This is a genomic window from Nonomuraea sp. NPDC049709 (assembly GCF_040674815.1).
Lineage (GTDB): Bacteria > Actinomycetota > Actinomycetes > Streptosporangiales > Streptosporangiaceae > Nonomuraea.
Window position 1 is genome coordinate 1 of record NZ_JBFANM010000050.1, and the last position, 20,300, is coordinate 20,300.

Genomic DNA, 20,300 nt, shown 5'->3' on the forward strand with positions numbered 1-20,300 from the left:
TGCCGCGGGCCCACACTGCGGGGCGGCCGCCGGCGGTCAGTGGGTGATCATTGGATGGCCGAGCGCCGGATCACATCGGCGGAGCCGTCGCCGTTGTTGTCGGAGTTGGTGGAGCCGAACCAGATGGCGCCGGCGCCGGGCACCTTCTCGACCGCGCGGAGCCGGCCGTAGGTGCCGTTGAAGTAGGAGTTGACGGTCGAGACGTTCTCCCCGTTGAGCACGACGCGCCACAGCCGCTGGCCGCGGAGCGCCGCCACGAAGATCGTGTTGTTCACGATGGCGATGCCGCTCGGCGAGGCCTCGGACACGCTCCAGGTGTGCTTGGGGTTGGTCATCCCGGAGGTGTTGCAGTTGCCCTCGCAGGCCGGCCAGCCGTAGTTGCGGCCGGGAAGGATGAGGTTGAGCTCGTCCCGGGAGGAGTTGCCCAGCTCCGACGACCACAGCCGACCGGCCGAGTCCCAGGCCAGCCCCTGCGGGTTGCGATGGCCGTAGCTGTAGACGCGGGTGCCGAACGGGTTGCCGGGGGCCCCGGCTCCGGTCTTGGTGATGCGCAGGATCTTGCCGTTGAGCGAGCCGAGGTCGGGCGCGTTGCCCGACTGCTGCGCGTCGCCGGTGGTGACGTACAGATAGCCGTCGGGACCGAACCTGATGCGCCCGCCGTTGTGGTAGCGGTTCTTGTCGATGCCTTGCAATACCACCGCGTAGCCGCTGAGCGAGGTGCCGTTGAAGTTCATCTTCGCGACGCGGTTGCCCTCGGAGGCGGTGTGCATGAAGAACACCTCCTGGTCGGTCGTGCCGTTCCAGGTGGGCGAGAAGTCCAGCCCCATCAGGCCGCCCTCGCCGCCGGTGGTCTGCACGTTGGGCACCGTCCCGACCTGCGTCTTCGTGCCGGACGGCGTCACCTTGAACACCCTGAACGTGTCGCGCTCGGTCACCAGCGCGTACGACCCGTCAGGCGCCCACGAGATGTCCCACGGCACGTCCCAGCCGCCGGCGATCGTGCTCGGCGTCTGCGGCACGTTGCCGCACGCGGACGTGGTGAACGACGCGGACGGCTGGCTCGGCGCGGAGAGCTGGTTGGCCGTGTCCCTGGCGACCACGTGCACCTGGTACGTGTGCGCGCACTCCAGGGGAACGCTCGCCGTGGTGGCGGGCGGGGCTCCGGTGACGGTGGCGAGCACGGCGTTGGTGGCGTTGTCGCGGACCAGGTAGGCGCGCACACCGTTGTCGTCGGTCGAGGCCGCCCAGGTCACGGTGGCCGAGGAGGACCCTACGTTGCCGACCGTCGGCCGTCCGGGAGCGCTCGGCGGGTCGTCGGCGGGCGCGGGTAACGTGCGGCAGGTCACCTCGGGGCTGCTCAGCGACACGTTGCCGGAGGCGTCGCGGGCGAAGACCGACAGCTGGTAGCTGAAGTCGGGGTTGAGCCCGGTCAGCCGGTACGGCGGCGCCGTCGCGGAGGCGAGCTGCTGGCCCAGGAAGTAGATGTCGTACCCGACCACGCCGATGTTGTCGGTCGAGGCGGGCCAGTCCAGGGTGAGCGCGCTGTGCGTGATCTCCGAGCAGGTCGGCTGGCCCGGCGGGGTGGGCTTCTCGGTGTCGCCCGGGCCGCTCACGCGCAGCCGGTCGAGGTTCGGGCCGCCGTTCGCGGTGGTGGCCGTGGCCCTGACCGTGTTGCCGCCCGCCTGGAGCGGCGCGTCCACGGTGATCTCCTGCCACGTCGTCCAGGCGCCGGTGCCGGGAAACGAGCGGGCGGCGGCCACGACCGTGCCGTTGACCGCGATTCCCATCGGCCGGTCGGTCGTGGTGCCGTTGGCGAAGCGGAAGGTCAGGCTCTGCGTACCGGCGGCGGCCGCGCTGACCGCGAACTCGACGTACGAGCCGGTGACGTTGTCGTAGTTGACGAAGCCCGAGCCGGTGAAGCCGGCGTGGGTCGACTCCACGACGCCCTGCGAGATCGTCGCGGACTCCGCCTGGTAGTCGGTGAAGGACGACGAGGACTGGACCTCGGCGTCGAGATGGTCGAAGTTCGGGTTGCCGCCCGCGGTGGTCGCGGTGGCTCTGACCTTGTTGGCCCCGGCCTGGAGCGGCGCGGTCAGCGTGATCGTGGCCCAGGTCGCCCAGGCGCCGGTGACCGGGAACGAGCGGGCGGCGGCCACGACGGTGCCGTTGACCGCGATGTCGCTGGGCCGGTCGGAGCCGGTGCCGTTGGCGTAGCGGAAGGCCAGCGTGGCGGTGCCGGCACTGGGCGCGTTGATCGTCCATTCGATGTAGGAGGCGGCGACGTTGTCGCCGTTGACGAAGCCGGTGCCGGAATAGCCGGCGTGGTTGGACTCCACGACCCCCTGGGAGATCGTGGCGTTCTCGGCCTCGTATCGGGTGGGCGCGGCGGCGGCCGGCACGGCCGCCGATCCTAAGACGAGAAGGCAGGCGATGACGCTGGCCCGGGACTTACTGAAGATCATCGGGCGCTCCTGGCTGAGAGTGATGCAGCGTTGGAAGATGGAGCTTTCACAAACGTTTGCCATAAACGCGAGGGGCCGTCAACACTTGGACCGATCCAATGCTTAGGAAACCTTCCTAACTTTATGGAATCGATACATCGGATGAAAGCGGTCGATGGACAGGCGAGGAGTCGGGATGTATGCCTGAAATGCGGAAGAAGATCGGAGCCATATGCCACCGCTCAGCGGGCGGCACGCCATCACAACCCGTCAACCTCGGAGTGATACATGGAACGACTTCGCGCACTCACCGTCGTGACACTCGGCGGCCTGCAATTTCTGCAACCGGTTGCCGCACCAGCGGCCACGCCGGCCACTTCCGCCACCGCCGCCCCGGCCACCCTGTACGAGGCCGAGAACGCGACCATCTCGCAAGGCGCCGTCGAGTCGAACCATGCCGGCTTCACCGGCTCAGGGTTCGTCAACTACGACAACGTCGCCGGCTCGTACGTCGAGTGGACGGTCGACGCGCCCGGCGAGGTGGCGCTCACCTTCCGCTACACCAACGGCACCAGTGCCGACCGGCCCATGGCCGTCACCACGGGCGGCACGACCACGACCGCGTCCTTCCCCGCCACCGGCTCGTGGACGACCTGGCGCACCGTGACCGTCCGCGCGACGTTACCCTCGGGCGCCACGGCGATCAGGGCCACGGCCACCACCGCGGGCGGCGGCCCGAACGTCGACTCGCTGTCCGTGGGCGACCCCCAGCAAGGGACCGACTGGTCCAAGGCCGTGGTCGAGTCCACGATGGCCCGCTACTCGCCGAGTTCGCTCGGTGGCTGGGGCTACACGCGCGGGCTCTACCTGTGGGGGCAGTACCTCGTGTGGCAGCGTACGCGCGACCCGCGGTACCTGCAGTACATCAAGGACTGGGCCGACCGGTTCGTCGACTCCTCCGGCAACATCGGCCAGAGCTTCGGCAACCTCGACAGCATGCAGTCGGGCAACGTGCTGCTCGCCCTCTACCGGGAGACCGGGCAGGCCCGCTACCGCACGGCCGCGGCCAAGATCAGGAACCGGCTGAACACGTATCCGCGCACGTCGGACGGCGGTTGGTGGCACTCGACCTCCAGCTCGCGCGAGGGCCAGCTCTGGGGCGATGGCGTCTACATGGCCGACCCGTTCCTCGCCAGGTACGGCGCGTGGGTGTCGGGCGACTCCTTCACCGGCACCGAGCCCGCGCGGCAGCTGGAGGTCTACTGGAGCCACCTGCGGCGGACCTCGGGAAGCGCGGCCGGGCTGCTGTATCACGCCTACGACGAGCCCGGCGGGCCGACCGCCTCGTGGGTCAAGCCGTCGCTGGGCGACACGAACGGCATCTCGTGGTGCCGGGCGATGGGCTGGTTCGGCATGGCCACGGTGGACATCCTGGACATCCTTCCGGCCGACCATCCCCGCCGGGCCGGGCTGATCAACATCCTGCGCGACCTCGTGCCCGCCTACGCCCGCTGGCAGGACCCGGCGACGGGCCGCTGGTTCCAGGTCGTCACCGAGCCGTCGAACTCCTCGAACTGGACGGAGACGTCGTGCTCGGCGATGTACACGTACACGATCGACAGATCCGTCGAGCGCGGCTACGTGGACGCCTCCTACCAGGTCAACGCCGACCGCGGCTACCAGGGCGTGCTGGCGAAGGTGTCGCTCGGCTCCGACGGCAGGACGGACATCACCGACATCAGCGAGGGCACCAACGCCAGCGACTCGCTCTCCTACTACTTCGGGCGGGCGCGGCCGGTCAACGACTTCCATGGGCTCGGGGCCTTCCTCATCATGAACGAGCAGCTCAGCCCTTAGTGGCGCCCCCGGTGAGCCCCTTGACGAACTGCTTCTGCAGCAGCAGGTAGAACACCAGGATCGGGAGCGTGGCGAGGAACATGAGGGCGAACATGCCGCCGAAGTCCGCGGCGTACTGGCCGAGCGACTTGTACACGCCGGTCATGATCGTCGTGCCCTCGCGGGGTCCGTAAATGATCAACGGGTTGAGGAAGTCGTTCCAGATCCACACGCCGAGGAAGATCAGCACACTCGCGGTGGCGGGCCGGAGCAGCGGGAAGACGATCCGCCAGAAGGTCTGCCACCGCGTGGCCCCGTCGATCGCGGCCGCCTCCTCCAGCTCGCGCGGCACGCCCTTCATGAAGCCGGAGAAGACGAACACGCCGAACGGCACGTAGTAGCCGACGTTGAAGAGGATCAGCCCCTGGAGCGTGGACATGAGCCCGAGCGACTTCAGTACCTGGGTGACCGGGATGAGGATGACCTGCGGCGGGATCATCAGCCCGCACAGCAGCAGCACCATGATGACCCGCGACCACCACTGGGAGTGCCTGGCCAGGTAGTGGCCGAGCATGGCCGACAGCAGCGTCAGGATGACGATCGACAGCGACGTCACCACGACACTGGTGCGAAGCGACGACCAGAACAGGCTGTCCGGGCCGGTCAGCACCCCGACCAGGTTGTCCAGCGTGGGCGGCGCGGGCGGCGACATCGCGCCGCCGGCCACCTGCCTGCTCTCCTTGAAGACGTTGATGAACGCGATGTAGAGCGGGATGGCGAAGACCGCACCGGCGATCAGCGCCACCAGCGGCCGCAGCCACGGCAGGCGTGGACCGGTCACAGTTGCACCTCCCTGCGCCCCAGGATCCGCAGCGTGATGACGGACAGCGCGGCGATGACGACGAGCATGACCACGGCCTCGGCCGAGGCGTAGCCGGTGCGGTTCTCCACGAATCCCTCCTGCAGCACGACGAAGGCCACGCTCGCGGTCGTGCCGGTGCCCGGGCCGCCGTTCGTGATGACCTTCACGTGGTCGAAGATCTTGAACGCGGAGATCAGCAGGACGACGGTGTTGATGGTCAGCGCGGGCGCGAGCAGCGGCCAGGTGACGTTCCAGAAGCGGCGCACCGGCCCCGCGCCGTCGATCGCGGCGGCCTCCGCCAGCTCCTGCGGCACGCCCTGCAGCCCGGCCAGGTAGACGACCACGCAGAAGCCGACCATCTGCCAGCAGACGATGGACGACAGCGAGTAGAGCGCGATGTCCGGGTCCGACAGCCAGCCCGGCGGCTCCCGGACGCCGAGGCCGCGCAGCGCCTGGTTGATCGGCCCGTCGTCGGCCAGGATGCGCGTCCAGATGACGCTGATGACCACCGAGCTGATCACCATCGGGGTGAAGAACACGCTGCGCAGCGCGTTGTAGAGCCAGCCGCGCCGGTCCAGCAGCACGGCGATGGCCACGCCCAGCACGTTCGGCACGATGACGACGATCAGCGTGAGGACCGTGGTGACCTTCAGCGACTGCAGGAACGTGTCGTCCTGGAAGAGCAGCCGGTAGTTGCGCAGGCCGACGAACTCGGTCTTCGGCCGGAGCAGCGCCTGGTTGGTGAGGCTGTAGCCGACGCTCATCACGATGGGCACGAGCACCAGGCACACGTAGACGAGCGTGCCCGGCGCGGCGAAGGTCAGGAAGTGCCGCGGGCCCGGCCGCCGCGTGCGCCTGGCGCGGCTCCCACGCGCCCTGCTCATCGCGTGACCGGGCCTGCGTTGTGTGGTGCCGGCGGCCATCAGCCGCTCTTCTCCCATTCCGTGTCGAGGTAGGTCAGCACCTGGTCCACGGTCTTCTTGCCACTGACGAGGTCTTGGGCCGACGACCAGAACTTGCCCTGCATGCCGGGCAGCATGGCCGTGTCGCCGGCCTCCCAGCTGAACGCCGGGACGGTCGCGTTCTGGCCGAGCGCCTGCTGCCACAGGTCGTACACGGCCTTGAAGACCGGCCCGGTGTCGGACGGCGGCGTGTAGCCCTTGATCGCCGGGAACAGGGCGTCGGCCTTGACCGAGGCGTCCAGGTTCTCCTTGGTGAGCTGGAAGGCCAGGGCGAACTTCTTGGCCGCCGCCATGTTCCCGGCCGTCGCGCTGACGGACAGGCCGCCGCCGGTGAACGCCGGCAGGTGCAGGCTCCCGTCGTCGCCGGGCCAGGCGAAGACGCCGATGTCGTCCTTCATGTCCGACTGGTCGGCCGCGGCGGCGAACCAGCTGCCCATCGGGTACATCGCGCCCTTGCCTGACAGGAACGCCTCCTGGGTCTTCGGGTAGTCCTGGCCGATCTGCCGCTTGTCGATGTAGCCCTTGGCGGCGAGGTCGGCGAACTTCTGGGTGGCCGCCTTCATCGCGGGGTCGGTGGCGAACTTGACCTCGCCGGCCCGCCGCTCGGTCATCCAGCCGGGCGTCTTGGCGTACAGGTCGGTGGCCAGGATGGCGGTCCAGGGCTGGGAGGTGACGAACACGCCGCCGGTCACGAATGGCGTGATCCCCGCGGCCTTGAGCCTCTCCGCGGCGGCGAGCAGCTCGGCGTAGGTCTTGGGCGGCTCGGTGATCCCGGCCCTGGCGAAGAGCTTCTTGTTGTAGAAGACGTTCGGGATCGTCTGGGTGTTGGTCGGCAGCTGCACGACCTTGCCGTTGACCGCACCGCATGTCGGGCAGAGGAAGTCCTTGAGCTCCGCCTCCGTCCAGGGCGCCAGGCTCGGCTCCAGGGCGATCAGGTCCTGCATGCCGATCTGCACGTCGGGCAGCTGCCCGGAGGCGGCGAGCTGTTTGGCGTAGTCGTTGCGCTCCGACTCCGACGGCGCCGCGACGAGCTCCACCTCCAGGTCGGGGTTGGCCTTCGTGACCAGCTCGACCTGGGCTTTCCAGTACGACTCCGGCAGATTCGGCGACGGGAAGACCAGGAATGACACCTTCTGCTTCCCGTCCGCTGGGGGCGCGGCGGAGGACTGGCTGGGCGCGCCGCTCGAACAGGCGCTCAGCCCCAGCATGACGGCGAGCGCCAAAGACGCGGTCGGCTTGTTCATGGTGTTTCTTCCTTGGGAACGTCTGGCAGGGGGTCGCCGCCGGTCGTCCGGTGGACGACGTTCGACGGCGGGCCGTAGCGGACGGCGCGCACCCGGTACGCGGCGCGGCCCTCTTCGGGCAGCGTGACCAGGCCGAAGGCGTTGACGTCCGGGTCGAGGGCGGCGACCACGCGGAAGTCCGGCCGGCCCGCGGGCCTGTTCTCCAGCAGGAAGCCCTCCTCGTCGCCGGTCGTGTCGGCCCACCGGAAGGCGATGCCGTCGGCCCGCGTCACTGTCGCGCTCAGGCTCGCCGGCGCCGCCCCCGCGCGCCCGGCCGGCCGCGTACCCTCCGGTGTGCCGGAAAGGGTACGCGGCTGCGACCAGCCGGCCGCCGGTTCCGGGTACGGCCCGCCGCCGAGCGTCACGTCGACCGGCGCCGAGGCCGCGCCGTAGTAGGGCCGCAACCGGTAGTAGAACGCCGTGCGCGGGATGAGATCGGGGTGGGTGTAGGTGGTCTGCTCCGGCGGGAGGAAACCCAGGATCGTGTACCGGCCCTGGGGCTCGGTGGCGAACTCGATCACGTGGCCGGCGGCGGCCGGATCACGGCCCTGCCAGCGCAACGTGATGTCGGTCGGCGACACGAGCTCGGCCGACAGCCGGATCGGCACGTGCTGGGTCGGTGCCGAACAGGCGGCCACCATCAGCAACACCACCATCATCAGAGCCCGCATTGTCGCTACTTACGCCAGAACCGGATATCGCTCCACTGGACCGTGGCGGGACCTTCGCCGCTGCCGGTCCGGTAGGCGCCGAACTTGTCGTAGAAGTCGCCGCTCTGGCTCGACGTCGTGTGCTTCAGCGACCCGTTGATGTAGGTCCTGTGGGTGCTGCCGACCACGTGCACGGTGTTGACGCGGACCGTGGTGCCGACCGTCGCGCCGGTGGCGATCGTGCTGCCGCCGTTCACGGCGTAGAGCCGCCCGCCGCGTTCGACGGCGAGCATGAAGTACGCGCCGGTCGTCTTGAACGTCTGCTTCAGGCTGATGCGGCTGCCCTCGAGGCTGGTGATCTTGAAGTAGCCTTCGAACTGCCGGGTGCCGCTGGAGTAGGTGGCGTAGCGCCGCTCGGCCCGCTGGTCGCCGCTGTCGTCGGAGCAGCTCAGCGTGAACGTCAGGTCGCTGACGTCGCCGCACCCCCGCTCCTGGACGGTGAACGTCGGCGAGTACGAAGTCCACGGGCCGGATTCCACGGGGTCGGCCGACGCGGGAAGAGCGGGGAGAAGTAATCCGATCGTCGCCGCACCGATGGTCAGTAATCGCATCGAGACCTCCGATTAGGAAACTTTCCTATCGCCAGTCATAGGACCACTTCGCCCTTTGGTGCGTCAAGGGCCCTTGACCAGAACGGTCAATTGGGTTATTCATCGGATGTCTAGAGGAAGGGGCACCTATGCGCCTTCGTACTCTGCGAGTCCTCGCCGCGCTCGTCCTCACCGTGAGCCTCGCCGCCGAGCCCGCCGCCGCGGAGGTCGAGCACCCGCGCCAACAGTGGTCACGCGACTCCCCCGCGGGCCTGCTCCTGCACTGGGGCATGTTCACCGCGCCGCGGCACACCGCGGCCTACTGGGTCGAGGAGGCCCGCAAGCTGGGCACCTCGTACATCGTCCTGGCCACCTCCACAGCAGGCCGGGCTACGCGCGCCCGTGGGACACGGTCAGCAACGAGCAGAAGACCGGCATGACCCCGTCCTACGACTCCCACCACCGGCGACTGGTGGTACGGCGGCGGCAACCACCAGGCCGACGTCCGCCTCAGCACCGGCCGGTACATCACCCACGCCGGCGCCGCCTGGGCCGGGCGCCAAGAGATCCTGACCACCATCCGGGACGCCGGCTGGAACGGCGCAAGCCCACCCGGCACAGCGAGGAGGTGCATGGGTGGTGCCCGCAGGCGGATGCCCGTCCACAATCGGAGCCATGATGGAGCTGTCTCGCATCTGGATCTGCGGTTCGATCTCCGAAGTGGTGCGCGCCGACCACCTCACCTCGTTCTTCGTCTCCGACGGTGCGCCGGACAACCGGGCTGGAGAGAGCAACTAGGGGTGTCGGTACGAATTGCGCCATATGGCCCCAACGAGCAATATCGCCGCAGGTCACAGGTCGCCTTGCCCGGTAGGTGCTTCTCTGTCAAGCCGCCTGAGATCTCCTGGCGACGAACAGAGGGTTTGGGCCGTACGGCCTGACTATTACCGACACCCCACCACCTCCCCGGCGCCTGGTCCATCGCCCGCGCTCTCGCACTCTGAGTACCGACACCTTGAGCTGGTGACTCGATGAGGCACCCGTCTACCGCTGGGCAATGCGGTCTTTGTCGGTTCAGGAGCGGCAGGTGGGCTCACGGTGACCGGATCTCTTGCGTCCAACGGGCAAGGGCGGCGCGAGTCGTCCTGGTGAGAGGATGGTCGGCCCCGGAGACGCGCTCGCGGATCGGGAGGAGCTCGGCCAGGAGCCGCCGGGCGGCGACCGGGTCTCCCGCGCACCCGGTGAACTCGGCGTGCAGGCCCCTGGCGACCAGGGTCTCGTTGGGATGTTCCTTGCCCCAGGTGCGCTCGAAGAGCGGGATGAGCTCCCCGAGGCGGTCTCGCGCCTGCTGCGGGTCACCCGCCTCACCGATCCAAGTAGCGAGGTCGCGGGATGTGGCCAGGGTCTCGGGGTGGTCTGGCCCGTTGTATCGCCGACGCAGCGACAACAGGGCGGCATACTGGTCGCGCGCACCGGCCGCGTCGCCGATATGGCCGGTGAAGTGGGCCAGGCAACCGCGCAGGGTCAGTGTGTGCGGATGTTCCGGTCCCCAGACCCGTTCGGCTATGGGCAGCAGAGGTGCACTCACCTCGTAGGCCGTGGCGGCGTCGCCCAAGTGACCAATCCAGTTCGCGAAGTCCATGCGCGCGTACAACGTCTGCGGATGTTCCTGGCCCAGGACCTTGTCCAGGAGAGGGATAAGCCGCGTGTACTCGCCGCGAGCGTCGGATCTGTCCCCCGCCTCGCCGGTCCATTCGGCGAGGCGGACACGCAGGGTGAGCGTCTGCTCGTGCGTGGGGCCGAAATGTCGCTCGAACAGGGGCCGCAACCGGGTGTATTGGTCGCGGGCCCCGGCGGCGTCACCCGCCATGCCCGTGAACCTGGCCAGCCTGGCCCGCGCGGTCAGTGCCGACCGATGCTCAGCGCCGGCACGCTCGCACGCTGCATCGACGACGCGCTGCTGCAGCCGCACTGCCGTGGCGTAGTCGGCGATCGCGTCAAGGTAGTCGACGGTCCTGCTCAGGCCCGGAGAGCCCGCATGCAGCAGGACCATCACATGAGGGAGCAGGCGCGCGTAGAGGGGCCAGTTGGACGGGTCCGCGGGACGGTCGGGCAGAATCTCCACCAGCGACTCCGCTGCTCTTGCTCGCAGGGTGGAACGCTGCCGGTCATCGAGTTCGTGCAGCGTGACCGCCTGCACGAGCCGGTGAACCGAGATGCCGTCATCGACGAGGCCGATCATGCTGTACGAGGAGAGCACGCCCATCGCTTCTGCCGCGTTCACCTCCTCGGCGCCGACCGCGCGGATCAGCACGTCGCGGGGCAGGTCGTCGGCGGCGAAGCAGGCCAGCAGGTTCAGCAGGTCGATGGCCAGCGGACTGATCTCCTCGACGCGGGCCCGGGTGACCGCCCACACCTTGGCCACCAGCCGCTCTGGGTCGTCCCCGGGCGCGGCCGAGGCGTACATCCGCTTCGGCGACGTACGCAGCAGCTCGCGATATCGGCGTACTCCGATGCCCGGCGTGTGCGCGACGTAGGCACCGGCCTGGGCAAGCGCGAGTGGCAGGTCCCCCAGCTCGCCGGCCAGAGCGTCCAGTTCCTCCGTGTCGGGGGAGCGTGTGAGCTCGGCAAGCAGGCGAACGGCCGCCTGCCGGGACAGTACCTCAAGGATGATCGGGCTGCACAGGTCGTTCCAGCCGACGGTCCGCCGGGTGGTGATCAAGACGTGCCCTCCGTGCAGCCTCCCCAGGTAGGGCCGCAGCGAGACGGCCTCGGTTGCGTTGTCGAACACCAGCAGCCACCCCGGGTGGGCCGCCAGCCAGGCTATGACCCAGCTGACCGCCTCCTCGTTGGTGACCCTGCCGGCGGCCGACGAGGCGCTGCCGGAGGCGATGCCGCGGGCCAGATCGGCCAGGCCGGTCAGCAGCGTCTCCGGGGCCGCGGAGTCGATCCACCAGATCAGGGGGTAACGGCCTCGCCGGCTGTCGACGTATTGGAGTGCCAGTTCGCTCTTGCCGACCCCGCCCAGTCCGCACACGACCTGCACGGTCAGGCGAGCCGTGTCGCCGAACGCCTCCTCCAGCTGGACGAGCTCCTTCTCGCGTCCGACGAAAACGCGCGACGCGGGGCGGGGCAGCGCTGCCATCCCGAACGGGACCCGCAGCCGCGTGGCCTCGGGCAGTGGCCGCGGCGCCACGAAATCGTTCCCGGCGACGGCTGGTGGGGGCGGGGAATCGCGGGAGCGACGAGCGAGGGCGAGTCCGTACAGGGAGCCGCCCAAACCGGCCACGCCGACGAACGCGCCGATCACGCTGGCGAGCTTGTCGGCGCTGTCCAGACCTGTGGCGACGAACAACACGCTCAGCGCGAGGAGCACCGCACCGGACGCGAGCACGCCGACCCAGGACATGACATTCCGTCTGATCGCCATGACCTCATCATCGCCGCCCTGGTCCGCCCGGCAACCGGTTCGTGCGCCTCGTGCAGCCCCGATCTTTCTCGACGGCGAGTCGCCGAATCCCCAGGTGCGTTACCGACGTCTGTGGTCATTTGCCCGAAGGGCGGCTATGAGCCGATGGGTGGCATCGGTCCGCAGCCGCATGCGTCCGCCGAGGGAGGCGGGACCGTTCGTCCACGCTTCGCTGCGGGCGATGAGTGGCTGATCGACGGCAAGGTTTACACCAGTCCGTCCCACGACACGATCGAGTCCGCCACACAGGCCGCTCTTGATCAGCTGACGGCATCTGGGCAGGGCGTGTCTGGCCAAGAGGATGCGGAGACGGAGCAGGGCGAAGCCGGCTCCGCCCGGCATCTGGCGCAGGAGTTATTGATCTGGGGGATCCGGAACACTGCTGCTCATCATGGCCGGGTGACCCGCAGGTGCCGTCGTTCGGCAAGCTCCTCCGCGCTGACCAAGGTGAGAACCGGGGTACCGGGCGGTGCGAACATGGTCACCACCAGCTGTGACTGCGCGTCCGGGAGGTTGTTGGCGCCCTGGAGGTGGATCACATCGCCCCCGGGCTCGAACAGGGCGTCACCGGCCTTGAGCACGCGGGGCGGCTGCCCTTCCAGCTCGAAGAGGATCTCGCCCTGGGTCACATAGCCGAAGATCGGCCCTGGGTGCCGGTGCGGCGGCGCGCCAGGGTCACCGGGTGGCAGGGTGACCCGGATGGTCCTGGCCTCGGCGCCGGCCGGGATCCGGGCCGCCGCCTCCGGCAGGGTCGTGATCACCTCAACGCCTGGGGGCAGGTGTGCGTGCTCAGCGCTCATGCGTTCCTCCATCCGAACAGGGACTGTCCGCAACAAGGACAAGACGGTCTCCTCGTTTGTGACAGCTCTCCGCGGCACGCCCATCCGGTCCCAGGTATGCCCGACCCGCCGAGGAAACGTTGATGACCGGCTTGTCCCTGCGGGCCGGGCCGGATGCCGCCGTGGCTCCGCGTGGCGGCCACTACACACTGTGAGTGAAATGGATACTGAACGGTATGCGTGTCGATTTCGACCCCGAGGCCCTGGGTGGGGCGGCTTTCTTCAAGTTCATGACGTCGGTCGTCGTTCCGCGTCCGATCGCGTGGGTGTCCACCGTCACACCCGATGGAGCGGTTGACAACCTCGCTCCTCACTCCTTCTTCAGCATCGCCAGCACTGATCCGCCGATCGTGCAGTTCACCTCGATCGGCCGCAAGGATTCCCTGCGCAACGTCGAGGACACCGGTGAGTTCGTCGTCAATTTCTCCTCCGAACCACTGCTGCATCTGATCCGCGACACCGCCACCGATTTCCCTCGTACCGTCAGCGAATTCGGTACCGCGGGAATCGAACGCGAACCCAGCCGTCATGTGCGGCCGCCCCGGGTGGCCGCCTCTCCCGTTGTCCTGGAGTGCCGTTCGCACACCACTCTGCGCATGGGCAACTCCACCCTGGTCTTCGGCAGGGTGTTCCTCGCGGCAGTGCACGAGGAGTACATCGTCAACGGCCGGCCTGACGCCGAGCGGCTGCGGCCGCTGACCAAGCTCGGCGGCGACGAATGGGGGACGCTGGGCGAGATTCTGCACCTGAACCGCATCCCCTACGAGGAACCGCAGGCCGTATGAGCCATTCAATCTGGAGGTCCCCCCGCCCTCCGGCCTGCCTCCAAGGAGGCGTGCCTGCTCGGGGGCGAGCTGGGTCATGCGACGGACGAGCTCACTGGCCTCACCGACGTGATCGCAGTGTTGCGGCTCCCGCAGTGCATCGAGGCGGTTGCCGACGACCGCTGTAAGAAACGGCGCCTCGCCGCGCTCCCCATCGTTGTGCTGACCGCACACCTGCCGGCCTCATGGGTATCGATCTCGCCGGGTGATGGTGCGTGTGGCCGCTGACCCCGAGTAGCGAAGGCAGGACGTGCTCCAGGTGAGCTTCCATCAGCGTGGTGATGTGCCGAGGGGGTGGCCGCCGGCGTCGCGGGGGCCGGCACGCAGCGGATCGCGGCCACGGTCAGGGCGGCCGAACCGTCACACGCGAGACCATGGGTCGTAGAACCAACGGCCGATCCGCGCGTATCCGCTGGTCAGGCACACTGCTCGGCGTGCGTTCCACCTCTCCGCCCCGCAACCGGCCGTGCGTTCCCTTCTCGTCGGCATGTTCGTCGACGCCCTCGGCAACGGCCTGTACGTCCCGCTGACCCTGCTGTTCATCCAGCAGGTGACCGGACTGCCCGCCACCACGGTCGGGCTCGGGGCGACCCTGGCGGCCACACTCGGCCTGGCGGCGAACCCACTGGCCGGGGTGCTCATCGACCGGTTCGACGCGCGTACCGTGCTGGTCGGCACGTATGTGATCCGCGCGCTTGGCTTCGCCCTCTCCCCCTCGTGGACGCCTTCGGCCCGCTCGTCGCGATCGCCGCCGTCATCTCGGCCGGGGACCGTGCCTTCTACCCCGCCTCGGGCAGCTACGTGGCGGCGCTCACCGAGGACGGCGGCCGGGACCGGCTGTACGCGATGCAAGCCACGGCCCGCAACGTCGCCTTCGGCCTGGGCGGCCTGCTGTCGGCCTCGGCCCTGTCCCTGGCGGGCGGGATCGGGTTCACGCTGATCCGGCGGCGCCAGGCGCAGCGTCGCCCAGCCGTTGGCGGCCGGTTCCACCCTGTACGACTCTGCTGGTTAACTCGCACGGTGTCGGTTGGTTCGTGATCTGATGGTTTCTGCTCTTGCTCATGCCCGTGGGGGCAGCCGATGCCGTGGCCGGAGCCGGCGCCTGAGGCCGCCGTGGCGATCCGGACCATCTACCGGGGCAAGCGGCAGGTGCCGTTGCCGGTGCGGGTGCGGGTGCGTGATGAATTGCGTGAGGTGTTCACTGATGAGGCGTTCGCGGGCGCATTCGGCAAGGAGGGCAGGCCGGGGCTGGACACCGGAACGGCCGGCGTTGATCACGTTGTTGCGGCAGGATGCGCGGCAGCATCGCCGGGGAGGCCGCGCGCAGCCACTTCAGCGACGGCGACTCACCGAGCGCGCCGAGCTTTTCAACGACAACCGGCGTACCCATCGGCCGGGTGACCACCCGCACCAGGGCATCGTCACCGGCTCTCTCGAGGCGGCCGTCCATCTGCTTCCACGCCGCATCCAGCGCCCAGCAGCTTGGCATCCAGGTGCGCCCGTCTGCTGACCATTACCGAGGCCAGGCCTGTGCTGACCGTGCATCACAGCGGGGAACAGGCCTTCCTCGCGGCCCTGCACGCCAGTGTGCGACCAGGGGGCCAGCGGGGCCGGGGTGAGATGTTGGGCTGGTCAGTCACACGCCCTGCTCAGCGTGCGTGGTGCGATACCCGTTGACGGGCCGGGCCCGCTGTTGGCGCAGCGGGCCCGAGGTGGTGTTCCGTGGTCGAGACGAAACTCCAGGTCGAATTGTTCAACAATCCTTGTGTTCGTTTCCCTCCCATTGAAGCCGAACCAGAGGACTGCTTCCAGGCCGTGCGCCAGATCCGTCCGATCCCGCACGAGGACGTCACGAGCCGAACACCTGCGAACCGAACCGAACGCCGGCGCACGACGGCGAGCGCCAAGGCGTCCCGCTGCCCCCTGCACGGACCTGGAAGGACACGAAATATCGGCCCATCATGGTGCCAAACGCCCGCGGTTACGGCACGGTTGGCGCCGGCCGGAACCGGATTTCGGCGGGCGTGTTCCGTGGTCGAGATCGACACAGGTAGGTGGTCCACCCATGCTTCGCCTTCGTATCTCCACACCCAGCGCCGGCACCGGCACCGGCACCGGCACCGGCACCGGCACGCTGATCATCGTCATCGTCGTCACGGTGACCCTGCTCCGTCTCGGTTATGAACCAGAAGCTGTGCTCACCCTGATCGCAGGCGCCGTGGCGGTGGCCGTCCAGGCACACCGGCACCTCACCCCCCGGCCGGGAAAGGCATAAGGGTCGTGGCGAAGCCGACGCAAGCCCGTCGCGAAACGGCCCAGGCTGTCCGGCACCGCGAGCAGCGGCAGGAAGACGAGTTTCACCACCCGCGGGCCACCCGACGACAGGAGCTCCCGCCCGAACTGCCCTTCCAACCACCCGACGACGCCGATGGCTACCTTCTGAAGCCGGATCCGCTGACCGCACAGACCGCGGCCGAGTTCGTGGAGCTGATGAGGCTCTACCGGATCTGGGCGGGCGAGCCCAGCTACCGGGAACTCGTCAAACGCGCCCGCAACGCCTTCGGCGCCAGCACGCTGTGCGAGGCACTGAAGTCCACGCACCTGCCCCCGGAGAAACTGGTCCGAGCCTTCGTCTGGGCCTGTACAGGCTCACACGAAGATCTGCAGGCATGGATCACCGCGTGGCGGTGGCTGCGCATGCGGCATCAACGTCCGCAAAGCCAGCCCCTGGCCCCGGTGACGGCTCTGCCCACAGCCGTTCGGCCGAACACTGCCGGCTGATCGGAAACATGCCCACCGATGGGAAGTGAGCATCAAAGCTCACTTCCCATCCGGCAACACCGACGCTCATCCCTTTTCAGGGACACTGCCGGCCCCGTGCGACGAAGAGATCATGGCCGGCCCGGAAGTGATCCTTTCCCGCGTGCGCATGACGTCCGGCAGGGGCGCATCGACCGGCTGGGCCCGGTGGGTTCATACAAAGCCACTGTGGCCAATTACGTCGAGGGGTTATCCCGCCCGCTCCGCCTTCGTCGTCGCCGCGGGGATCTTCGCGGGCATTGTTGCCTATCTCACCTCTAGCGAGCGGAACATCCCCGAAAAACCTCAGCCAGACTGGGTCGATCAAAAATTTTCGGATCTTGCCAGGTAGCACTCCCCTTGGCTGCTATTTTCCATCTTGCCGCTCGGGGTGACGGCCAAGGCTTCGGAGTCGCGCGATGCGAGCGCCTATGGACCTGGGCCCCACGCTGTGCCGAGCGATGTTCCTGCGCAACCTCATCAGGGCACGAATTGTCGCCCAGGTGACACAAGAGGCCGTGGCCGCTCAGCTCGAATGGTCGGTGTCGAAGGCCATCAGAATCGAAGGCGTAATCATCGGGCTGAGCCAGGCAGTCCAGAACCCGCGCTTGTGGGATGACTACAAGAACGTTGTGCCTGACGCCTATCCAAAATTGATCGGGTACGAAGCCGGAGCGTCTGCGATCAGGTCCTACAACCCCTCGCTGGTCCCTGACCTGCTGACCATCCAGGTCATACCCTTCGACGCGGGCATCCACCAGGGACTGGCCATGGGCTCGTTCACGTTGCTCGACTGTGCGACCCGCTCTCCGGAGGTCCCCAGATGGGGACCTCCGGAGAGCATGACCAGGGTGTTTCGCGGCTCTGGTGCAGGTGGTGGGCTCAGCGGATGACGCCGATCCGGTACCTGGACTCGCCGCTGCGGAATTCGTAGTTGCGGGTCACGTGCCCGCGGATGCGGATGCTGCCGAGGTTGTCGTTTGAATCGAGGTCATCGACCTCGATGAGCCGTTGCAGGCTGCCGACCTTGACGCACTTGTCCACCTCGACCCGCTGGTCCCGGGCGATCGACACATAGGGCGCGGTCACCGGCCAGATCTTCTTGCCTCTGCCATTCACGATCCTCACTTCGTCACGGCCGTTTTCGCTGACCTCGAGGGCCCTGATGCCGTCGAGGAACACGCCCCCGCCACAGAGGTTGGCGGCGGCCTTGCCGGTCCCTGGTGCGGCCTGGGCGGTCGCCGGGCCCACGAGCGTCACGACGCTGATCGCTGCGGCGGCCAAGCCCGCGAATGTGTGAAGTGGTCGCATTTCTTTTCCTTCCCCGAAGATGTCGCCGTTTGCTTTCTGCGGAGTTTCGGAATGTCGAACCGGGCAGCAGAGGAGCTGTCCCGGTCGTCGGCATCCGTTTACGGATCTTCCGGTTTATCGGATCATCGCCGTTTCCTCCGCAATAGGAACGTTCGCAAGCTGCGAGGGGGGCTTGCAAGAAATCGGGGCAAGATGGGATGGTGGGATGGGTTCGCAGCTGTAACCTGCGGTTATTCCGACCTGCTGGGACGCGGGTGGGATGCTGGGAAACGGGGTCGACACTCAGGCCGTGGAGTCGTTTGGGGTCACATTGTGCAATCGCAGGAAACCGACCGGTTCGCCGCCCTGATCCGGGCGCTTAAAGATCGCGCCGGGATCAGCTTCGAAGAGCTGGCCAGGCGAACCGGAATCAGCAGTTCAAGCCTTCACCGCTACTGCTCCGGAACCAAGATTCCCGCTGACTACGGCGTAGTTCACACAATCGCCAAGGCCTGTGGCGCGAGAAACGACGAACTCCGGGAGCTGCATCGACAGTGGGCGCTCGCCGATGCCACACGATCATCAGTGACGTCCGGCGAACCGCCGGCGGCCGTTCCCGGCGATGACCAGAGCACGACGTCACCCACGGCTTCCTGGGGCGCACCCGAACCAGCGCGGCGGTCTCACCGTCGCGGGATCACGATCGTGACGATCGTCTGTCTGACGACGATCACCGCAAGCGTGATCGCCGTACTGAGCGCCCACCGGCCGGACAGCTCGAAGGCCGGGAGCGACCCGCCGGCAAACGCCGGGGTCACCAGCCCCGTGCGGGTCTTCAACATCGAGGAGCGCTGCCGGAAACGCAGCGACAGAGCCCCGGGCTGCAGCCTCGGACTGGCGATCAACCCACGGCTCAACTACGACGCCCGCAACGTGGTGAACCACCGTGTCTGGCACAATGACGTATTGAGCGCCGACTGCGTCCTTCACGACGGCGACGAGGTCTTCGATGAGATCGGCACCAAAGGCACCCGCTGGTACCGAGTCCGCCTCGACGACGTGCCCGGCGGCCACGCCTGGCTGTCCGGCATCCGCACCCGCGACACTCCGGCGCTGCCGATATGCGCACCATGACGCTGCCGAGAGCCGCTCTGACCCGGAATTCGCGTAGCTGCCGACGCGCTCCGCCGGGACATAGCCGAGGGGCCGCCCCGGCCTCCCGATGCGGCTCCGCAGCACCGTCCTCGACCACGACAGCGCCTCACCCGTCGAGAACGCCGCGGTGGACGTGTGGCACCGCGACGCGCTCGGCCGCTACTCCGCAGGAACACTACGCCGTGAGTGCCTCGACCACCTGCACATCCATGGCGAGCGGTACCTGCGCAAGGGTCCTGACCGAGTACGAGCACCATTTCCACCATCATCGCCCACATCAGAGCCGTTCCCTCCGCCCTCCCTTGCACACCCCAGCCAGATGATCGACATGACCTCCCGGATCCACCGCCGAAGCACCGTTACAGGACCGATCAACGAGCACCACAGAGCAGCCTGATCACCGGGTCGATGGCTTCGAACGGCTCGTCCAGCACCAGCACGCGCGGCGTGGGGTCTACATGGTCGTCCCGCCTGAGACGTCGAGTCGGTGTCCGGTGATGTAGCGGCTGTCGTCGGAGGCCAGGAAGGCAATGGTGTCGGCCACGTCCTCAGGTGTGCCCAGCCGGCCGAGGGGCGTTTGCGACGACAGCCAGGCCAGGGCCTCGCCGACCAGGCGTCCTTGGTGCATGTCGGTGTCGATGACGCCGGGGGCCACGAGGTTGACCGTGATGCCGCGCGGCCCGAGCTGCTTGGCCAGGGCGACCGTCATGACGTCGAGTGCGGCCTTGGACATGGCGTAGTCGATCGCCCTGGGTATGGCCGCCCCGCGGCTCAGCATGGTGCCCACGGTGATGATCCGCCCGCCGTCGCGCAGCCGTGGCAGGGCTTGCTGGGTGATGAAGAACGGGGCCGTGGTGTTGACCGCGAACAGGCGCTCGAGGCCCTCCCGGGTGACACCGTCGATCTCGCTCTGGCCGCCGAGGATGCCCGCGTTGTTGACCAGGAGGTCCAGCCCGTCAGCGTGCGCGTCGAAGGCGGTCCACAGGGCTTCGGCGTCGCCGGGCGCGCCCAGCTCGGATTGGACGGCGAAGGCCCGCCCGCCGGACGCTTCGATGGCGGCGACGGTGTCCTTGGCGGCGGCGTGGTTGCGGCCGTAGTGCACGGCGACCCGGGCGCCTTCGCGGGCCAGCCGGGTGGCGATCGCGCGGCCGATGCCCCGGCTCGCGCCGGTCACCAGCGCCGTCTTGCCGGTCAATGTCGTCATGATCAGGCCTTTCTGCCTTTTGCGGTGTGGGGCGTGATGGTCTTGGCGTCGCGCAGGATGCGCGCCCACCAGCTCACTTGGTCCAGCAGGGTCTTG

The 20,300-nt window shown here is 68.2% G+C and carries 20 protein-coding genes and 1 pseudogene; 11 read left to right on the forward strand and 10 right to left on the reverse strand.

Features of this window, described 5'->3' with window-relative positions; all coding sequences use genetic code 11:
* Window positions 1-47: 47 nt before the first annotated feature.
* A complete protein-coding gene (locus AB0J69_RS39435; RefSeq protein WP_364128620.1) occupies window positions 48-2,462 on the reverse strand; it encodes a PQQ-dependent sugar dehydrogenase in 2,415 nt (804 codons plus the stop codon).
* Between the two features lie 267 nt (window positions 2,463-2,729).
* Between AB0J69_RS39435 and AB0J69_RS39440 the strand changes: the two genes are divergently transcribed.
* The gene (locus AB0J69_RS39440; protein WP_364128622.1) at window positions 2,730-4,298 is read left to right on the forward strand and encodes a glycoside hydrolase family 88 protein; all 1,569 of its coding nucleotides are present in this window, start codon (window positions 2,730-2,732) and stop codon (window positions 4,296-4,298) included.
* Here AB0J69_RS39440 and AB0J69_RS39445 read toward each other — a convergent pair.
* From AB0J69_RS39445 to AB0J69_RS39465, 5 genes are read right to left on the reverse strand one after another with little or no spacing between them, the layout of a single operon-like run.
* Window positions 4,288-5,118, reverse strand: a complete 831-nt coding sequence (locus AB0J69_RS39445) for a carbohydrate ABC transporter permease (protein WP_364128625.1) — start codon at window positions 5,116-5,118, stop codon at window positions 4,288-4,290. The genes AB0J69_RS39440 and AB0J69_RS39445 overlap by 11 nt on opposite strands.
* Window positions 5,115-6,023 (reverse strand): sugar ABC transporter permease, encoded by a 909-nt coding sequence (locus AB0J69_RS39450; RefSeq protein ID WP_364128627.1) that lies wholly within the window; start codon window positions 6,021-6,023, stop codon window positions 5,115-5,117. The genes AB0J69_RS39445 and AB0J69_RS39450 overlap by 4 nt, the downstream gene beginning before the upstream one ends.
* A 38-nt stretch (window positions 6,024-6,061) precedes the next feature.
* The gene (locus tag AB0J69_RS39455; RefSeq protein ID WP_364128630.1) at window positions 6,062-7,345 is read right to left on the reverse strand and encodes an extracellular solute-binding protein; all 1,284 of its coding nucleotides are present in this window, start codon (window positions 7,343-7,345) and stop codon (window positions 6,062-6,064) included.
* Window positions 7,342-8,055: a fibronectin type III domain-containing protein gene (locus tag AB0J69_RS39460; RefSeq protein ID WP_364128633.1), complete on the reverse strand. Its 714-nt coding sequence runs from the start codon at window positions 8,053-8,055 to the stop codon at window positions 7,342-7,344. The genes AB0J69_RS39455 and AB0J69_RS39460 overlap by 4 nt, the downstream gene beginning before the upstream one ends.
* Window positions 8,056-8,060: 5 nt before the next feature.
* A complete protein-coding gene (locus tag AB0J69_RS39465; RefSeq protein ID WP_364128636.1) occupies window positions 8,061-8,645 on the reverse strand; it encodes a hypothetical protein in 585 nt (194 codons plus the stop codon).
* Window positions 8,646-8,773: 128 nt separating this feature from the next.
* On the opposite strand from AB0J69_RS39465, the gene AB0J69_RS39470 reads away from it, so the two are divergent.
* Complete coding sequence (locus AB0J69_RS39470) at window positions 8,774-9,064, forward strand: hypothetical protein (protein WP_364128638.1); 291 nt, start codon at window positions 8,774-8,776, stop codon at window positions 9,062-9,064.
* Window positions 9,065-9,299: 235 nt separating this feature from the next.
* A complete protein-coding gene (locus AB0J69_RS39475) occupies window positions 9,300-9,422 on the forward strand; it encodes a hypothetical protein (RefSeq protein WP_364128641.1) in 123 nt (40 codons plus the stop codon).
* Window positions 9,423-9,717: 295 nt separating this feature from the next.
* Here AB0J69_RS39475 and fxsT read toward each other — a convergent pair whose 3' ends face one another.
* On the reverse strand, window positions 9,718-12,054 hold the full coding sequence (gene fxsT / locus AB0J69_RS39480) for an FxSxx-COOH system tetratricopeptide repeat protein (protein WP_364128644.1): 2,337 nt from the start codon (window positions 12,052-12,054) through the stop codon (window positions 9,718-9,720).
* Window positions 12,055-12,482: 428 nt separating this feature from the next.
* Window positions 12,483-12,893, reverse strand: coding sequence for a cupin domain-containing protein (locus AB0J69_RS39485; RefSeq protein WP_364128646.1), 411 nt, complete (start codon window positions 12,891-12,893; stop codon window positions 12,483-12,485).
* Window positions 12,894-13,108: 215 nt separating this feature from the next.
* Here AB0J69_RS39485 and AB0J69_RS39490 point away from each other — a divergent pair, with 215 nt between their 5' ends.
* The 7 genes and pseudogenes from AB0J69_RS39490 (at window position 13,109) to AB0J69_RS39520 (ending at window position 17,448) form a co-directional block, all read left to right on the forward strand.
* Window positions 13,109-13,717: a flavin reductase family protein gene (locus AB0J69_RS39490; RefSeq protein ID WP_364128649.1), complete on the forward strand. Its 609-nt coding sequence runs from the start codon at window positions 13,109-13,111 to the stop codon at window positions 13,715-13,717.
* A 526-nt stretch (window positions 13,718-14,243) separates the two neighbouring features.
* A pseudogene (locus AB0J69_RS39495) lies at window positions 14,244-14,417 on the forward strand (hypothetical protein); the annotation flags it as partial.
* A gap of 56 nt (window positions 14,418-14,473) precedes the next feature.
* Window positions 14,474-14,794, forward strand: coding sequence for a hypothetical protein (locus AB0J69_RS39500; protein ID WP_364128823.1), 321 nt, complete (start codon window positions 14,474-14,476; stop codon window positions 14,792-14,794).
* Between the two features lie 1,027 nt (window positions 14,795-15,821).
* Window positions 15,822-16,031 carry a hypothetical protein gene (locus AB0J69_RS39505; RefSeq protein WP_364128652.1) on the forward strand — a complete coding sequence of 70 codons (210 nt, stop codon included), beginning with the start codon at window positions 15,822-15,824 and terminating at the stop codon, window positions 16,029-16,031.
* Between the two features lie 5 nt (window positions 16,032-16,036).
* A complete protein-coding gene (locus tag AB0J69_RS39510) occupies window positions 16,037-16,537 on the forward strand; it encodes a hypothetical protein (RefSeq protein WP_364128654.1) in 501 nt (166 codons plus the stop codon).
* A 25-nt stretch (window positions 16,538-16,562) separates the two neighbouring features.
* Window positions 16,563-16,907, forward strand: coding sequence for a hypothetical protein (locus AB0J69_RS39515; RefSeq protein WP_364128656.1), 345 nt, complete (start codon window positions 16,563-16,565; stop codon window positions 16,905-16,907).
* A 109-nt stretch (window positions 16,908-17,016) separates the two neighbouring features.
* Window positions 17,017-17,448 carry a hypothetical protein gene (locus tag AB0J69_RS39520; protein WP_364128657.1) on the forward strand — a complete coding sequence of 144 codons (432 nt, stop codon included), beginning with the start codon at window positions 17,017-17,019 and terminating at the stop codon, window positions 17,446-17,448.
* Here the strand turns inward: AB0J69_RS39520 and AB0J69_RS39525 are convergent.
* A complete protein-coding gene (locus tag AB0J69_RS39525; RefSeq protein ID WP_364128660.1) occupies window positions 17,438-17,839 on the reverse strand; it encodes a hypothetical protein in 402 nt (133 codons plus the stop codon). The two genes, AB0J69_RS39520 and AB0J69_RS39525, sit on opposite strands and share 11 nt — an antisense overlap.
* Window positions 17,840-18,178: 339 nt before the next feature.
* On the opposite strand from AB0J69_RS39525, the gene AB0J69_RS39530 reads away from it, so the two are divergent.
* On the forward strand, window positions 18,179-18,979 hold the full coding sequence (locus AB0J69_RS39530; protein WP_364128662.1) for a helix-turn-helix transcriptional regulator: 801 nt from the start codon (window positions 18,179-18,181) through the stop codon (window positions 18,977-18,979).
* Window positions 18,980-19,454: 475 nt separating this feature from the next.
* On the opposite strand, the gene AB0J69_RS39535 is transcribed toward AB0J69_RS39530, so the two are convergent.
* A complete protein-coding gene (locus AB0J69_RS39535; protein ID WP_364128664.1) occupies window positions 19,455-20,204 on the reverse strand; it encodes an SDR family oxidoreductase in 750 nt (249 codons plus the stop codon).
* Window positions 20,205-20,300: the final 96 nt, after the last annotated feature.

Excerpts from the sequence above, each read along its gene's own strand:
- AB0J69_RS39435 (WP_364128620.1), bottom strand. The coding sequence starts at position 2,462 with ATGATCTTCAGTAAGTCCCGGGCCAGCGTCATCGCCTGCCTTCTCGTC.
- AB0J69_RS39440 (WP_364128622.1), top strand. The coding sequence starts at position 2,730 with ATGGAACGACTTCGCGCACTCACCGTCGTGACACTCGGCGGCCTGCAA.
- AB0J69_RS39450 (WP_364128627.1), bottom strand. The coding sequence starts at position 6,023 with ATGAGCAGGGCGCGTGGGAGCCGCGCCAGGCGCACGCGGCGGCCGGGC.
- AB0J69_RS39455 (WP_364128630.1), bottom strand. The coding sequence starts at position 7,345 with ATGAACAAGCCGACCGCGTCTTTGGCGCTCGCCGTCATGCTGGGGCTG.
- AB0J69_RS39460 (WP_364128633.1), bottom strand. The coding sequence starts at position 8,055 with ATGCGGGCTCTGATGATGGTGGTGTTGCTGATGGTGGCCGCCTGTTCG.
- AB0J69_RS39465 (WP_364128636.1), bottom strand. The coding sequence starts at position 8,645 with ATGCGATTACTGACCATCGGTGCGGCGACGATCGGATTACTTCTCCCC.
- AB0J69_RS39470 (WP_364128638.1), top strand. The coding sequence starts at position 8,774 with ATGCGCCTTCGTACTCTGCGAGTCCTCGCCGCGCTCGTCCTCACCGTG.
- AB0J69_RS39475 (WP_364128641.1), top strand. The coding sequence starts at position 9,300 with ATGATGGAGCTGTCTCGCATCTGGATCTGCGGTTCGATCTCCGAAGTG.
- fxsT (WP_364128644.1), bottom strand. The coding sequence starts at position 12,054 with ATGGCGATCAGACGGAATGTCATGTCCTGGGTCGGCGTGCTCGCGTCC.
- AB0J69_RS39485 (WP_364128646.1), bottom strand. The coding sequence starts at position 12,893 with ATGAGCGCTGAGCACGCACACCTGCCCCCAGGCGTTGAGGTGATCACG.
- AB0J69_RS39490 (WP_364128649.1), top strand. The coding sequence starts at position 13,109 with ATGCGTGTCGATTTCGACCCCGAGGCCCTGGGTGGGGCGGCTTTCTTC.
- AB0J69_RS39505 (WP_364128652.1), top strand. The coding sequence starts at position 15,822 with ATGCTTCGCCTTCGTATCTCCACACCCAGCGCCGGCACCGGCACCGGC.
- AB0J69_RS39520 (WP_364128657.1), top strand. The coding sequence starts at position 17,017 with ATGTTCCTGCGCAACCTCATCAGGGCACGAATTGTCGCCCAGGTGACA.
- AB0J69_RS39535 (WP_364128664.1), bottom strand. The coding sequence starts at position 20,204 with ATGACGACATTGACCGGCAAGACGGCGCTGGTGACCGGCGCGAGCCGG.